The organism is Marinobacter sp., from assembly GCF_048266785.1.
In the GTDB taxonomy this organism is placed as follows: Bacteria; Pseudomonadota; Gammaproteobacteria; order Pseudomonadales; family Oleiphilaceae; genus Marinobacter.
Genome location: NZ_JBLWYX010000002.1, coordinates 155,449 through 168,852 on the forward strand (window position 1 = coordinate 155,449; position 13,404 = coordinate 168,852).

Consider the following 13,404-nt stretch of genomic DNA (forward strand, 5'->3'; position numbering starts at 1 on the left):
CCTGTCACCTCTCAGTGGTTCAATATCAGCGTCGGAGTTTTGGTTACGCCTTCCATTGTCCCGTTATGCTCGCCAGTGGAAAGATCAAAGATCTCCAGGCCGCCCTCAATATTTGCACCAAGCAGAAGAGGCTTGTCATCTGAAGTGGCGTTCAGGCTCCAGATGAGGTTAGGCGATTCCAGAGTTCCGATTTTTTCTCCGGTTTTCAGATCGAACTCCCAAATAATCTGACTGGGGTCTTCCCAGTTATAGGCTTCGTGGTCGGGGTGCATAAGTACGTAAAGACGGTTCAGACCCGGCGCGGCTGCGATGAGCTGCCAGCCGCCTGGAGCCCAGCCTTCAGCCATTTCTTCACGTGTCACGAGCGACCAGCGCGGTAAAATCTCTGGCTCGTTCCCGGACAGGTCGAGAGGCACAACTTCACCCAATGTCGTTACGAAGTAATAGGTCTCCCCAACAACGGTAGCTCTCTCGACCAGCTTGACCACATCAGGATCAAAAAATTTGGTCTTGGTGCGATCGATTTCTTCACCGTCGTCGTTCAACGTAATCATCTGCAGTGACCCGTCGCCACAGAGAGACGCAAACCGACGCTCCCCCACCGGGTAGTTCAGAATGCACCCGTTGAGCGCGATCTCGTTAACCATCTCTTTTTTTGTGGTATCGACGACAGTCACAGACGTGGACGGCGTGAAGTTGTATATGTAGACGAACTTGTCATCAGCGCTGGTCGCAAAGGAATAGCGCTCAGTGAGAGTATGTGCGCGCCGACTTGGTAGTTCGAGTTCCCATTTCGGGGCTAAAGTCTGACTATCCCAGGCGGTTAATACGTCAGTACGCTCTCCGCGCACATAGCGAGTTAAAAAGAAGTCTGCAGTGAATATGGTTTTTCGATCATGGGAAAGCGCAGCGGGGGCAGCGTGCCCCGTCGGTAGCATTCCGAGATATTTCTGTTTGTCAGGATCGATCACGACAATCCGGGAGGAAACCATGTTGTTGAACTCAAAGTCCACCATATAGCTTCGGTGGTCGTCGGGCATTGGCAGAGTGGTGATGCTGATAGTTTCGTCCGGTAATCGCGCGTTTGCACTTGCAGCAATAAGGCTGGACGCTACCACCAGGCAGCACGCCAGTTTTTTGGGTAGATGCATCATTACAATCCTCGATGTTATTTTTCTGGTGTTCAGGTACGTGATGCTTCATCGCCGGTCACGCACCTGGTTCGCTACCCGCTTCAACTCCAGGGTTAAAGCAGACTGTTTTTATTTCTTTATGCTGACCACCCGGCTCTGGGTGACCGCTTTGAGCCCTTCAATGCCAAACTCAACCCCGTAGCCGGAGGCTTTGTTGCCGCCAAAAGGCACCATCGGGTGAATTGCGCCATGTTGGTTGATCCACACAGTCCCGGCTTCCAACCGGGTTGCCAGCTCGCTTGCTTCCTCAGGCTTGTCTGTCCACAGGGAGGCGCCAAGGCCTGCCTCAAGCCTGTTTGCAGACTCGATGGCATCTTCCAGGTCGCGATATCGAATGATCGGCAGGGCCGGGCCAAACTGCTCTTCGTCTACCAGCCTCTGGCCGTCCTTGATGTTGCCAACCAGCGTAAGAGGCAGGAAGTAGCCTTGTTCTGGCACCTCGCCAAACTCACGGATGTCGCAACCGCTTGTTTTAGCGTCAGATACGAGTTCCCTGACTTTCTCAAACTGCATTTTGTTCTGGAGGGGGCCGATCAGCACGGACTCATCCATGCCATCACCTATTTTCATTTGGCTGGCGATGGCGCTGAGCTCGCTCATAACAGCTTCGTAGTCATCTTCGTGCACATAGAGGCGCTTGATACATGCACAGGTCTGGCCCATGTTCAGGAATGCACCCCAGAACAAATCGGTGGCAATGTTTTTAATATTCGTTCCTGGCATAACGATGGCGGCATCGTTCCCGCCCAGTTCCAGTGTTATCGGTGACAAGTTCCGGGCGGAGGCTTCGATAATTCGGCGACCGGTGGCTTCGCTGCCGGTGAACATGATTTTGTTGATGTCAGGGTGATGGGTCAGTTTGCTGCCAATACTTCCGCCCCCGGTTACGGTGTTGAGCACCCCAGCCGGAAGCGCCTGATTGATCAGCCTCACCATCTCCAGTGTTGCAATAGGGGTATATTCGGAAGGCTTCAGGACGACCGTGTTTCCCATTCTTATGGCCGGAATGATCTGCCATATGGCAATCATCAATGGCCAGTTCCATGGTGCGATGGCAGCTACAACGCCCAGTGGCACGCGATGTAGCGTGTCTTTGCGCTCGTCATCCTCGTATACAACCTCAGGAGGCAGTTCCAGGCTTGCCGGAACCTGAGTCCATCCGACACAGGCCTGCATCTCAAACCGTGAACCGGGGCCAGACAACGGCTTTCCCTGTTCCCGTGTAATCAGTTCAGCCAGATACCCGGAGTTTTCTTCCAGAATTTGAGCGACCTTGTGAATGATGTCGCGCCGCTCCTGATCACTGTGTTTTGCCCAGCTTTTTTGCGCGAGCGCCGCCGATTGCACGGCGCGGTCTACCTCCTGTTCGTCGCTCTCCGGCGCCATTCCCAGGGATTGCCCGTTGGCAGGATTGTAGATTTCATAACGGCTGGAGGGCTCTGCAAGCGTTCCGTTTACGGTATTCCGGTAAGTCTGCATTTCTCTGGTCTCCGACGATTGGCAACCGATGTCGCCCTGGGCCAGGGCGACAGGCTTGGTCTGTCACGGTCATTAAAAGGAAATAACCGCTATTATTTGAGCGTAGGTATTCAGGTCGTTGTCCTGGAACTGACTGCCGCCGTCAGCGGCGCGCTTTTCCGGCTTGAAGAAACCAATAAGGGGGCTCAGGAACAGGTTGTCGGTAACGGCCCATTCAGCGTAGAGGTCGAGCTCTTGGCTATCCAGAGATCCGCTTCCCCGAGCTGTGTCACTGAAATCAAAGAACAAAGCGCCGACTGCGACAGTGGGAGCGGGGTAGGCTTTTACGCCAACGTGGAGAACATCTGTGTCGCTATTGAATGGCCCGGCATAGTTGGCGGCGACTTCACCTTGAAACCAGGTGCCGTAACCGCGATTAAAGCCGAAAAACAGGGGGTCGAAATCTTCGTCAAATGTTGAGTATCGGATATTGACGCTTGGAGACCATACCTGTTGTTCAAAGCTCCACCCGGCTTCCATATACCAGGCGTCGGCGTCCTTTCGGCTAGCGTCACCTTGGTCCTGAGTGACAAATTCTGCCGAAAGGAAAAGCGGGGCTACGCCGGCGTTACCCTGATACCGAAGGCTTGTCGTATCCTGGCCATCTCTGGCGGTCAGGCCGAGCGCCTGAGCGTAGGGCTCGTTAACGTCCAGACCTTTTAAGTGCATCAGGCCAAAGGTTCCCTGGGGGGAAACGTATTCAAGGTTTATCCCGGTTAGCTCGGTATCAGCCTGCGCTTTATTATTCGACTCAATCCAGAACAGATCCGAGCGTAATCCTGTATCACCGCCAATGCGTGCCAGAGCTGTTTTATCGAAGGCTTTTCTTGCGGCAAGCCAGTAGGCGCCGCCGCGATCAAAATCGAAACCGCCGCCATTCAGCCCTTCGCCCAGGTTCAGGGAGTCTCCGTTTATAAGAAAGCCGTCGCCAATCGCGAAGTTCTGGCTGCCAAGGGAAATGTCCAGGCCATCCTGGCCAAGAAACGGCAGCAGGTTGCCGGATTTAAAGCCAATATAGGCATCTTCGAGATCCGTGTCGCGTTCATCGCCGGTGCTGAAACCGCCGGCATCGCCATCACCCCATGTGCCTGATGACAAGACATTGATAGCCCCGTAGACGGCAGCATCATTGCGTACTGAATAGCTGCCCGACAGCCCGTACTTTATATAGCCTTCCTGCCATTGAGCGCCATCCTGATCGGTATCGAAAAGGTAGCTCTTGTCGCTTGTGAAAATACCGGCGGCCAGTTCCAGATCTGCATTCAACTGGTAGTCTTCACCGCTCGAGACTTCAACAGCAGAAGCTGTGGGAATCGCGATACCGGTCGCGAAAACGCATAAAATGGCTCGTCGTAATTGCTTGTTCTGATGCATTGTTTGGCCTTTTTTGTTGTATGTTTGGAGTGGCTTCAGGAGTAGCGCCGGGCTACCGCTCGCCTTTGCGGGATCGAGATCTGCCCACTATGCTGTCTATATTTATCAACTAATCCTGCCCCGTGCTTTCTCATTGGTGCCAGAAGGTTTCGTTCCTGCGCCAGCATGTCGGAAACGTAAGATTGCCTGACACGCTATATTGTCAGCCTTTTCGGAAATTTGTATCGGAATGAGAAGGCAGGTCACCCATAAGGATTCCTTGACTTTTGATTGCTTTGTAGCCATTTTCGCTGCTAGTGATCACAAATAAGAGTAAGAGGTCATGAACGTGTCGTCATGCACTAGCGGGACTGATGATTTCGAAAAATGGATCAGCAATATCAATAAGATATGCGGGCCTTTTTTGGCGAGACCGGTGGGCGGCAGGTTTTCAGGGTCTGTCGAGAAAGTGGGCGGATCGCTTGATATGTCCAAGGTCAGTATTCAGGGCGCCGACCTTTATCGAACACCCAAAGAGATACAAAAAAGCGGGATTCCAGGTTTTTTCTGTGTTTTCCAGATCCTGGGGTGCTCGTTGGTCGAACAGGTGGGGAACCGCTCTTCTCTGACCCCGGGAGATATCGTTCTTGTGGATTCTGCGCTGCCCTTCCGATTTTCCTTCCAGGAACTCTCACAACAGATATCACTTATATTGCCGCGCCAGATTATTGAGCGGATATTGAACCTCAGCAGGGTTGAACTGGGCGTTAAAATCCCCGCAGATTCGCACATTGCGTGTTTTGCCAGCAAGCTGGTTATCGAAGCATCGCTACATGAAAATCTGGATCTGGAGGAAGCGGCTGCGATTCTCGACTCGCTGGCGACGCTGATAAAGCCCTCGGTTTTGAAAAGTATTCGCGGTAGCGATCCGTACAATAAGGTGTTCAGGGCCGCTTCTGAATTTGTGAAGGACAACATCGGCGAACCCGGCCTGAATGCACCCATGGTTGCTAACTCCATTGGTACCTCGGTGCGGAGTCTTCACCGAGCGTTCTCCGGTAATTCGATTACGCTGTCAGAATATGTAAAAACTCAGCGTCTTGAGATGTGCGCCGATTATATCAAGGCCAACAACGGGCGATTAAACCTCACCGAAGTTGTTTATAGGTACGGCTTTGGTAGCCCCAGTTATTTTTCGACTGCGTTTAAAGGACGTTTCGGAATGACTCCGTCGGATTTCAAAAAACGCTGCGCAGAAAATTAACGCGTCAGAAGATTAAATGCCCATATCATCTTGTATAAGGCGGGCATGGCTTTGCTTGGCGTCGTTATCGGAAAAATTTTCCTGATTGATATGGCCGGCCTGCAAGGGTTTTGGCGGGTTGCGGCCTTTATGAGGCTGGGTCTCGCCCTGTTGGGCCTTGCCTGGATGTATCGAAAAGCGCAGCGTGCCAGTATTCAGGCGTCATAAGCCTCATTTTATTAAACAGAGAAGCAGATTATGAGTGATGAGCAGTTAACGAGTGTGCTCGAGTCGAGCGGCGAAGAGCGATACGACTACTTTTTAAGCGAAGTGTTGGAGGAACGGGAGATCTGGATACTCGTAAATTCGGAGAGTCGCTTCCTGTCCATCGTCTCGGAAGACGACGGGGTAGCGCACTTGCCGGTCTGGCCCAGCTCGGAGTTCGCCGCCGCGTACGCCAAGGCTTCGGACGGTTTGACCCCGAAAAGCATCTCGTTGCCAGATTTCTTCAAGAAATGGGTGCCGGGTCTTTCGAAAGACGGGCTGCAGGTGGGAGTGTTTCCCGGCCTTGATAAAACCGTGTGGATAACCGAAGCGGACGAGCTGAAAAAAGACCTGCAGGATGAGCTCTCCAATTTCTAAAGTGATTTATTAACAGTGCTGTGAGGTGAATCCATGAGTGACGATGTTAAACATGTAGTTTGCCCCCATTGCGACAAGACAAACCGTGTGCCGGCGGCCCGCCTGGCAGCCGGTGGGAATTGCGGCGCCTGCAAGCAACCCTTGTGGCCAGAGAGCGTGCTTGAGCTTACGGGGCAGAGCTTTGCTGCCCACACTGGTCGCAGCGATTTGCCTGTATTGGTGGACTTCTGGGCAAGCTGGTGTGGCCCCTGCAAAGCGATGGCCCCACAGTTTGAACAGGCCGCTCGCGGTTGGCAGGGCAAGGTGCGTTTTGCCAAGCTCAACACCGAAGAGCATCCTGGCCCGGCAGGACAATACAGCATTCGCAGTATTCCTACGCTGATCTTGTTCCGCAATGGCCGCGAACTGGCGCGCCAGAGCGGTGCGATGAATCAGGGCCAGATCGACCAGTGGCTACAGGAAAATCACTGAACAGGAAATGACCTGGTCAGTTAACGGTCATGTTTGTCGAACGCCCGTTTTAACTGGCTCGAGGTTACTTGTCCCGCGCCTTTTAACAAAGTTATCCACAGATTTTCGGGATAAGTCGCGGGCAAAAAATGCATGTTCATGCCCGTCGAGCACGAAAGCCGGCATGCAGGGAGTTTCGTTATGGGAACACTGTTGATTATTCTCATCGTTTTGTTTGTGGCGCTGATCGTTATTCTGCCGTTGGTTGAAAAATATGCCCCGAAAGGTGAAACGCGCGGTTATGGTAACCTCACGCGATTCATCTTTCCGTTGGTGGCCTTGTTGATCGTGGTGCAAATTATCCGGTATTACTTCTTCTGATTATTGCGGAGAGTGGGTAAGAGGGCGCTTGGCTCGTCAGCCTTCTTTACGCTTTTGCCAAGCCTGCCTGAACCGGCGCTCCGCAAGTACCGGCGATTTACCCATAAAGCGTTTTCCGGAACGGATATCGCATGCCCACAGGTAGGATCAGCCTGAAAGGAAGCATGCCTCATGAGTCCGTTCCATCCCATCATTTACGTTCGTGGCTACGCCATGACCGCCAGTGAAATTGCAGATGCCGTATCCATGCCCTATATGGGCTTTAACCTGGGCGCAACGAAGGTGCGCCAATCCTGGGATGGAGCAATCTACAAGCAGGTGTTCGAGTCACCAATGATGCGCCTGATGAAGGATTACGGCTATACCGATGCCTTCTCTGATGGAGCTGAAATCGACCGGGACATTACTGGTAAAACCGTCATTATCTACCGTTATTACGATCAGGCAGACAGGGATTTCGGTGATGGCAAGCCTCTCTCTATACCTGCAGCGGCGCTGCAGCTTCGCGATTTGATTTTGAATGTCCGACAACATTTGTGCGGCGATGACGAGGGGCTTCTGGCGGAATTCCGTGTGCATCTTGTCGCGCATTCAATGGGAGGCCTCGTGTGTCGGTGCATGTTGCAGAATGACGGAATCAGTAGCCCGCCAATACGCAAAATGGTGGATAGGGTGTTTACCTATGCCACGCCACACAACGGCATAGAGATGGCCGGCATCAATGTACCTGCGTTCCTCGGGCTCTGGGATATCAACAACTTCAATCGCGAAACCATGGCAGGTTATCTGGGGTTAGACGGCAGGCCGGAAAGAGTGGATTCTCTGGACGGCAAATTCGACCCGGACCGGTTTTTCTGCCTGGTCGGGACCAATCAGCAGGATTATGGTGCGGCTAAAGGGGTATCGAAGTGGCTTGCTGGCAAGATGAGTGACGGGCTGGTAGCCATCGAGAATGCGACGGTTCAACGCGCGCCCAGGGCTTTTGTGTATCGCAGCCACAGTGGCCCCTATGGCATCGTTAACTCGGAAGACGGCTACCAGAACATGGTGCGGTTCCTGTTTGGCGACGTGCGCGTCGACGGTGTGATGGAGGTGGAATCGCTGCCGCTGCCGCCTTCGGTCGAGAAGGCGAAGAAAGAAGACCGCCGGGTCCGAGCCTCCTATTATTTTGAAGCCACCGTATCGCCCCGGGGAGCGCGCAGTTTTCGTTTGACTGAAAGGCGCAGGGAAACCTTCAGTGCCGTGCTGCGCAAGTTCGACGAGATGATGAAGCCCAAACAGGCAGGGTTGGATTCAGCCCGTTCGCCGGTGCTCTTCTCCACCTTTCTTGATAGTTCGAAAATTACCGTTGAGCGCGGGCGAACGATGGTTATGACCGTGGAGCTTGCGGTTTCCGCGACGGATTATTTTATCGATGGTGCGCTGTGGACGGAGCATCGTGTGGAAGGCGAGTACCTTTACCGGGATACGCTCACGCTGAAAATGACGCCGGCCGGAGACGGCTGGAACCTGCGGTATGTCACCACGGATGAACAGTGGAGTGAGCGCAGCGGAAGCAAGGCCGAGCAGGATGGTGACAACTATCTGATACCACTGTCGTCGAAGAAAGGTTTCAGCGCCCAACTGAGGCTGTCGCTCCGGCGCCGCACATAAACAGCCTTTGGCGCGCTCTTTAAAAGCCTCGAAAGAAACCGGCATCCGCTGAAGAATGATTTGTGACGGCCCGCATAAGCTGGCAAAGTTCTGCGCAATCAGAATTAACTCCACCAAGAGGAAATGCCGGTGATGGACTTTGTAAGTTACACGCTTGACGATGACGTCGCGACGATCGTTATTAACAACGGGAAAGCGAACGCCCTGAGCCACGATGTGCTTGAAGAGCTGAACCAGGCTCTTGACCGCGCAGAACAGGACAAGGCCGTGGTTATCCTGACCGGCCAGCCAGGTATTTTTTCCGGTGGCTACGATCTGAAGGAAATGCAGAAGGGCATGAAGGAAGCGGCCGCACTGGTTACGGTGGGCTCAAAGCTCACCCGTCGTCTGGCGGCTTTTCCGTTTCCGGTCATTGGCGCCTGCAGTGGCCACGCCATTGCCAAGGGTGCGTTTATCATGCTGTCTGTGGACTACAGGATTGGTATTGAGGGCAACTTCAAACTTGGCCTCAATGAAGTAGCCATCGGCATGACCATGCATCACGCGGGCATTGAAATCGCACGGCATCGCCTGGCACCAGCTCACTTTTACCGCTCGGTTATCAATGCCGAAATTTATAGCCCTGAGGGTGCCGTATCCGCTGGTTTCCTCGATGAAGTGGTGGCATCGGATCAGCTCCTGAGCCGTGCCAACGAACTGGCTCAGGCGTTCCGGAAGCTGAATATGAGAGCGCACGCTCAGACCAAACTGAAATCCAAAGCGGGCTACCTGGAGCTACTGGATCGCTGCATCGAGAAGGATTCTGAGAGCTTGGGCCTCACAGGTTAACGGGAATGATAGGAGAGTTAGCCTCGGGCCAGCTCTTCAGGATCTATTCTGTAGAAGTCGCGCAGCAGGTTATACACTGCGGGCTGTTGTTCTTTCAAGTGTTGTGGTTGCTGATAGAAGGTTTCTGTCAGCACCGCAAAGAATTCTGCGGGTTTTGTGGCGCCGTAAGGGTCGAGCCAGCTTTTGCGCTGGTGCATCAAAGAGTGCCGGAGGTTGTCATAGGCCACGGTCATGGTCTGCTGCCACTCATCGGCTTGTTCCCCGCTCAATGGTGGCGCTCCGTCTGCGCGTCCATCCAGATAATCAAGCTGGTGGGCAAACTCATGGAGAATGACATTGTGTGTGCTTTTCGCCTGCATGGCTCCGCTTTCACATTCCGCCCAGGCCAATACCACTTGCCCCATCGATGAGGCTTCCCCTGCCCGAACCTGATTGCTGACGCTAACCACCATTCCGTCGCGCTCCGGGGCTTGTACCCGGTACACATCCGGGTAGACAAGAATGCTGCGCACCTCGTCGTAATCGGCATACGAACGCATCACCGTTAAAAGGCAAGCATGCCCGGCGATGGCGACCCGTACGCGGTCATTCACCTCAAATCCATCGCACCCATAGAAATCTTTTTCAGCGAGAAACAGCTGTACCTGTTTTTCCAGGGTTTTTTTAAGCTGCGCCGGAAGCTGAGAGTAAAGGGGCACGGCTGACTGCAGGTGCTTTCGCCAGACCTTCGGGAAGGGTTGCTTCAGTTCCCGGTCCCGCCGCCAGGTGCGATAGAAAAACAGATAGAAAACAGCCAGTACGATGAAGGCAGCGGCGAAGACAGCGAAAACAGTTGCGGACGACATCCTTTCTAAACTCGCGTGATAAATACAGCTGTTACTCTAGCACATACTAATTGGCGAATTGCCCAGACGGCGCCTATGATCAGACACTTGGCAGCGAATCGCGGTGGCAACGGTTGATAGTAAGGATGATATGCTTCACGAGATGAGTATTGGTGGAATGCTGTTCAGCCCGTTAGTGGTGCTGGTGCCTTTGGCGTTTATTCTTGCGGCGGCTACACGTCTGGTTCTGCATCACCTGGAGCTGCGTCGCTATATCTGGAAGGAAGCCTGGTTCGACGTGGCGATGTTCGTCTGTTATCTGGCCGCTATTGTTTATTTGTTCGGGAACTAAAGGACTCACATGGGAAAGCTGGCGCGTATTGGAGTGACATTGCTGGTTGTGGCGGCTGCGGTTTTTGCCGGGACCTGGGTCTGGGATCACTACCTCTATTCACCCTGGACCCGTGATGGCCGTATCCGGGCCGACGTCATTACTATCGCTCCCGATGTTTCCGGTTGGGTGACGGGGTTGAGTGTAAAAAATAACCTGGCTGTCAATAAAGGCGATCCTCTTTTTACCATTGACGATACCCGTTATCAGGCGAAATTCGCGGAGAGCAACGCGCGGCTCGCCCAGAAACGTACAGGCTGGGATTTGGCCAGACACCAGTATGAACGCCGGCAGCGCATGGCTGAGCGCCAGTCTGTCAGCGAGGGAAGCCTGGAGGCTTACCGTATTCGCGCCGAGGCGGCCAAAGCCAGCTACCAACTGGCACAAGCCGAACTCGATACAGCGCGGATCGATATGGAACGGACAAAAGTACTCGCCCCGGAGACCGGTATTGTTAACAACCTTACCCTGCGCCGGGGCAATTACGTGTCCCGGGGGGCGCCGGTGTTATCGCTGATCAAAAGTGACTCCTTTTACGTGACCGGGTATTTTGAAGAAACCAAGCTGCAGTTGGTGCGAGTGGGGCAGAAGGCGCAGATTACTCTGCTTTCGGGCGGAGAAAAGCTCAGTGGTGAGGTGGTCAGTATTGCCCGTGGTATCGCGGATTCAAACACCAGCAGTGATAACCAGATGTTGCCCCAAGTGGAGCAAGCCTTTAACTGGGTTCGCCTTGCCCAGCGAATTCCGGTTGATATTACGCTCGACACACTCCCGGACGATGTGAATATCAGTGCGGGTATGACGGTTTCCATTTATCTGGAAACAGGCATGGAAAAAGAGCTGGAAGAAGAGTAGCTAAGTGGCAGACATGACGCTCCACCCGCTGCTGGCCCAGCTTCTGACGCCGAACAGGCGTACGGTGATATTCGCTCTGAAAGGCGTGATATCCATGGCGCTGGCATTGTTTGTGTCCATGTACCTGGAGCTTGATCGCCCATACTGGGCGATAGTGTCCGCTGTTTTTCTGCAGATCCGCCCGGAAAGCGGGCTGGTGATTGAAAAAGCCCTGTGCCAGATCTCCGGTTCGGTGGTTGGCGGTGGCGTGGGGATTCTGATTTTGGCATTTTTCATGCCTTACCCGCTGCTGGCGCTGGCCTGTCTCACGCTCTGGATTGGCCTTAATTCTGCAGCTTCTTCCATGGTGCACAACACCAACTTCATCTACGCCTTTGCGATGTCGGGAATGACGGCTGGTTTGGTGATCATCATGGTAATGGCCGACCCCAGTGCGGTGGACGGTCGTGCGGTGTTTGATATTGCCCAGTCCCGTATCAGTGAAATAACCGTGGGTGCTCTCTGTGCGATGCTGGTCAGCAAGTTACTGTGGCCGGTGACGGTAAAAGACAGCCTGCGCAGCCATTCCCGCCACGTGATCAACGAAACGCTGGAGTACCTCTCGCTGGAGCTGGATCCGGACAGCACCCATGAGCAGCGCCACCAGCACGCCGATCAGATTCTGGAAACCCTGGTCATACTGAACGATGACTCCAGCGCGGTTGCTTACGAAGGGCCTGAGGGGCCCGGCCGGAGCAGGGCGGCAAACCTGCTTTGTAACAAGGTGATGTCGTTGCTGGCGGTCACGCAGATTATGGGGCGTTTTCCGCGAAACCATCCGAATTTGGTCTCACCGGCGTTCAGTAAGTTGCTGGCAGACATGCGAAGCCACTTCATCAGAATTGCAGAGGCAAATAGCTTTGAGGAGTCCTACCGTCAGGCCCAGGCGCTGAGGCGCGCGCTGCTGGAGCATAAGGCCGCCTATGTGGATGAATCTGCCATAGTGACCCGGCTCAGCCAGACAGCAGTGGAGCTGGTAGCCGATCTGGTGATGGTGTTGCGTGCCTATAATGCGCTTGAAAACCGCGACCAGACGTTGCTGAAAGCCTCCAGGCTGAAAACCCACCGGGATCCATTGATTGGGGCCGTCAACGGCTTCCGGACTGCGGTTGTCTTCATGATCGGGGCAGGAATATGGTTAAGCGCTGGCAGCTCTGCGGCCATTATGCTGATGATCATGCCGGTGGTGTTCTCAGTGGTGTTTGCCCGGTTTTCACTGGCGGTGCTGACGGTTATGCTGCGGCACTTGTTGCTTGGTGTTGTTGTGGCTGTTCCGGTGGCGCTGTTTTTTGGGCTGGGCCTGTTGTCGAAAAGCAGTGGAGACTTCGAAATGCTGGTACTGGTGCTTGCCGGCCCCTATTTTCTCGGCCTGCTGGCGCTTGCTGAACGGCCTACTCTGCCTTACGGCCTGGGCTTCTGCGTCTCCTTTACGCTTATCGTCCAGCCCGGCAATCACATGACATTCAGTACGGACGTTGCAACCAGTAATGCTCTGGGGCTTTTTGTGGGTATGAGTATTCTCTACTGGGTTTTCAAGCTGATCACGCCTCTGGACGGCCAAGTGATGCAGCGCCGCTTGCTTGAGGCAACAGCTCGTGATCTTACCGCCATTGATTCTCAGCGCTGGCCCGAAAGCTGGTTTAACGGCCGTATGGGAGAGCGCCTGCTCCGGCTTGCCAATTATGATCAGGGGTCGGGTAACCCCAGTCGTGTCATGACGGATCTGGGCTTTACCGGGCTGAATATTGGCCACATGTCTATCCGCTTGCGCCGGAGGATCAAGAATCATCGAAATGCTGCTGTGGATGTAAAGCTTGCTGAGTGGCAGCAAGTGCTTGCAGATACCTACCTGATGAGTGCGCGTGGCAATATGAATTCCCGGTTCAGGGAGGCGAGTGCCCGGCTGTTAAGAGCTATTTACGATGCCAAAGAGCCGGATGCGCAAACAGCAACCATTGAAGGTATGTTCGAACGTATGGCCCTGACGTTTGAGCGCACCGCTCGAACGTTTCACCAAGTTTAATCAACCGATGA

14 protein-coding genes are annotated in these 13,404 nt (G+C 53.9%); 10 read left to right on the forward strand and 4 right to left on the reverse strand.

The genetic code is table 11. The features are described 5' to 3' along the window. Window positions 1–11 precede the first annotated feature (11 nt). The 3 genes from ACN0V1_RS04210 to ACN0V1_RS04220 form a co-directional block, all read right to left on the reverse strand. Window positions 12–1,151 (reverse strand): amine dehydrogenase large subunit, encoded by a 1,140-nt coding sequence (locus ACN0V1_RS04210; RefSeq protein WP_417543795.1) that lies wholly within the window; start codon window positions 1,149–1,151, stop codon window positions 12–14. A gap of 111 nt (window positions 1,152–1,262) precedes the next feature. Beyond that, window positions 1,263–2,672, reverse strand: coding sequence for an aldehyde dehydrogenase family protein (locus tag ACN0V1_RS04215; RefSeq protein ID WP_417543796.1), 1,410 nt, complete (start codon window positions 2,670–2,672; stop codon window positions 1,263–1,265). Between the two features lie 72 nt (window positions 2,673–2,744). Further along, entirely contained in the window at window positions 2,745–4,085 is a 1,341-nt protein-coding gene (locus ACN0V1_RS04220) for a hypothetical protein (RefSeq protein WP_417543797.1), read from the reverse strand. Between the two features lie 322 nt (window positions 4,086–4,407). On the opposite strand from ACN0V1_RS04220, the gene feaR reads away from it, so the two are divergent. The 7 genes from feaR to ACN0V1_RS04255 all read left to right on the forward strand — a co-directional run bounded on the left by feaR (window position 4,408) and on the right by ACN0V1_RS04255 (window position 9,261). Then, window positions 4,408–5,328, forward strand: a complete 921-nt coding sequence (feaR, locus tag ACN0V1_RS04225) for a transcriptional regulator FeaR (RefSeq protein WP_417543798.1) — start codon at window positions 4,408–4,410, stop codon at window positions 5,326–5,328. A gap of 30 nt (window positions 5,329–5,358) precedes the next feature. Then, the gene (locus ACN0V1_RS04230; protein WP_417543799.1) at window positions 5,359–5,535 is read left to right on the forward strand and encodes a DUF2339 domain-containing protein; all 177 of its coding nucleotides are present in this window, start codon (window positions 5,359–5,361) and stop codon (window positions 5,533–5,535) included. A gap of 30 nt (window positions 5,536–5,565) precedes the next feature. Then, window positions 5,566–5,949 (forward strand): DUF2750 domain-containing protein, encoded by a 384-nt coding sequence (locus ACN0V1_RS04235; protein ID WP_417543800.1) that lies wholly within the window; start codon window positions 5,566–5,568, stop codon window positions 5,947–5,949. 33 nt (window positions 5,950–5,982) lie between these two features. Next, a complete protein-coding gene (gene trxC / locus ACN0V1_RS04240; RefSeq protein WP_417543801.1) occupies window positions 5,983–6,420 on the forward strand; it encodes a thioredoxin TrxC in 438 nt (145 codons plus the stop codon). A gap of 180 nt (window positions 6,421–6,600) precedes the next feature. Then, window positions 6,601–6,780: a hypothetical protein gene (locus ACN0V1_RS04245; RefSeq protein ID WP_417543802.1), complete on the forward strand. Its 180-nt coding sequence runs from the start codon at window positions 6,601–6,603 to the stop codon at window positions 6,778–6,780. Between the two features lie 171 nt (window positions 6,781–6,951). After that, complete coding sequence (locus ACN0V1_RS04250) at window positions 6,952–8,433, forward strand: esterase/lipase family protein (protein WP_417543803.1); 1,482 nt, start codon at window positions 6,952–6,954, stop codon at window positions 8,431–8,433. Window positions 8,434–8,562: 129 nt separating this feature from the next. Beyond that, window positions 8,563–9,261, forward strand: coding sequence for a crotonase/enoyl-CoA hydratase family protein (locus ACN0V1_RS04255; RefSeq protein ID WP_417543804.1), 699 nt, complete (start codon window positions 8,563–8,565; stop codon window positions 9,259–9,261). Between the two features lie 17 nt (window positions 9,262–9,278). Here ACN0V1_RS04255 and ACN0V1_RS04260 read toward each other — a convergent pair whose 3' ends face one another. After that, complete coding sequence (locus tag ACN0V1_RS04260) at window positions 9,279–10,106, reverse strand: zinc-dependent peptidase (protein WP_417543805.1); 828 nt, start codon at window positions 10,104–10,106, stop codon at window positions 9,279–9,281. Window positions 10,107–10,236: 130 nt separating this feature from the next. Between ACN0V1_RS04260 and ACN0V1_RS04265 the strand changes: the two genes are divergently transcribed. Genes ACN0V1_RS04265 through ACN0V1_RS04275 form a run of 3 tightly spaced genes read left to right on the forward strand, consistent with a single transcriptional unit; the run spans window position 10,237 to window position 13,393 of the window. Beyond that, a complete protein-coding gene (locus ACN0V1_RS04265; protein WP_417543806.1) occupies window positions 10,237–10,437 on the forward strand; it encodes a DUF1656 domain-containing protein in 201 nt (66 codons plus the stop codon). Window positions 10,438–10,446: 9 nt separating this feature from the next. Then, on the forward strand, window positions 10,447–11,331 hold the full coding sequence (locus ACN0V1_RS04270) for an efflux RND transporter periplasmic adaptor subunit (RefSeq protein WP_417543807.1): 885 nt from the start codon (window positions 10,447–10,449) through the stop codon (window positions 11,329–11,331). Between the two features lie 13 nt (window positions 11,332–11,344). Continuing rightward, the gene (locus tag ACN0V1_RS04275; RefSeq protein WP_417544044.1) at window positions 11,345–13,393 is read left to right on the forward strand and encodes an FUSC family protein; all 2,049 of its coding nucleotides are present in this window, start codon (window positions 11,345–11,347) and stop codon (window positions 13,391–13,393) included. Window positions 13,394–13,404: the final 11 nt, after the last annotated feature.

What these genes read in the sequence shown, in the direction of transcription:
- ACN0V1_RS04270 (WP_417543807.1), top strand. Translation starts at nt 10,447, where the DNA reads ATGGGAAAGCTGGCGCGTATTGGAGTGACATTGCTGGTTGTGGCGGCT.
- ACN0V1_RS04245 (WP_417543802.1), top strand. Translation starts at nt 6,601, where the DNA reads ATGGGAACACTGTTGATTATTCTCATCGTTTTGTTTGTGGCGCTGATC.
- ACN0V1_RS04215 (WP_417543796.1), bottom strand. Translation starts at nt 2,672, where the DNA reads ATGCAGACTTACCGGAATACCGTAAACGGAACGCTTGCAGAGCCCTCC.
- ACN0V1_RS04260 (WP_417543805.1), bottom strand. Translation starts at nt 10,106, where the DNA reads ATGTCGTCCGCAACTGTTTTCGCTGTCTTCGCCGCTGCCTTCATCGTA.
- ACN0V1_RS04250 (WP_417543803.1), top strand. Translation starts at nt 6,952, where the DNA reads ATGAGTCCGTTCCATCCCATCATTTACGTTCGTGGCTACGCCATGACC.
- ACN0V1_RS04265 (WP_417543806.1), top strand. Translation starts at nt 10,237, where the DNA reads ATGCTTCACGAGATGAGTATTGGTGGAATGCTGTTCAGCCCGTTAGTG.
- ACN0V1_RS04220 (WP_417543797.1), bottom strand. Translation starts at nt 4,085, where the DNA reads ATGCATCAGAACAAGCAATTACGACGAGCCATTTTATGCGTTTTCGCG.
- ACN0V1_RS04275 (WP_417544044.1), top strand. Translation starts at nt 11,345, where the DNA reads ATGACGCTCCACCCGCTGCTGGCCCAGCTTCTGACGCCGAACAGGCGT.
- ACN0V1_RS04210 (WP_417543795.1), bottom strand. Translation starts at nt 1,151, where the DNA reads ATGCATCTACCCAAAAAACTGGCGTGCTGCCTGGTGGTAGCGTCCAGC.
- ACN0V1_RS04235 (WP_417543800.1), top strand. Translation starts at nt 5,566, where the DNA reads ATGAGTGATGAGCAGTTAACGAGTGTGCTCGAGTCGAGCGGCGAAGAG.
- feaR (WP_417543798.1), top strand. Translation starts at nt 4,408, where the DNA reads ATGAACGTGTCGTCATGCACTAGCGGGACTGATGATTTCGAAAAATGG.
- trxC (WP_417543801.1), top strand. Translation starts at nt 5,983, where the DNA reads ATGAGTGACGATGTTAAACATGTAGTTTGCCCCCATTGCGACAAGACA.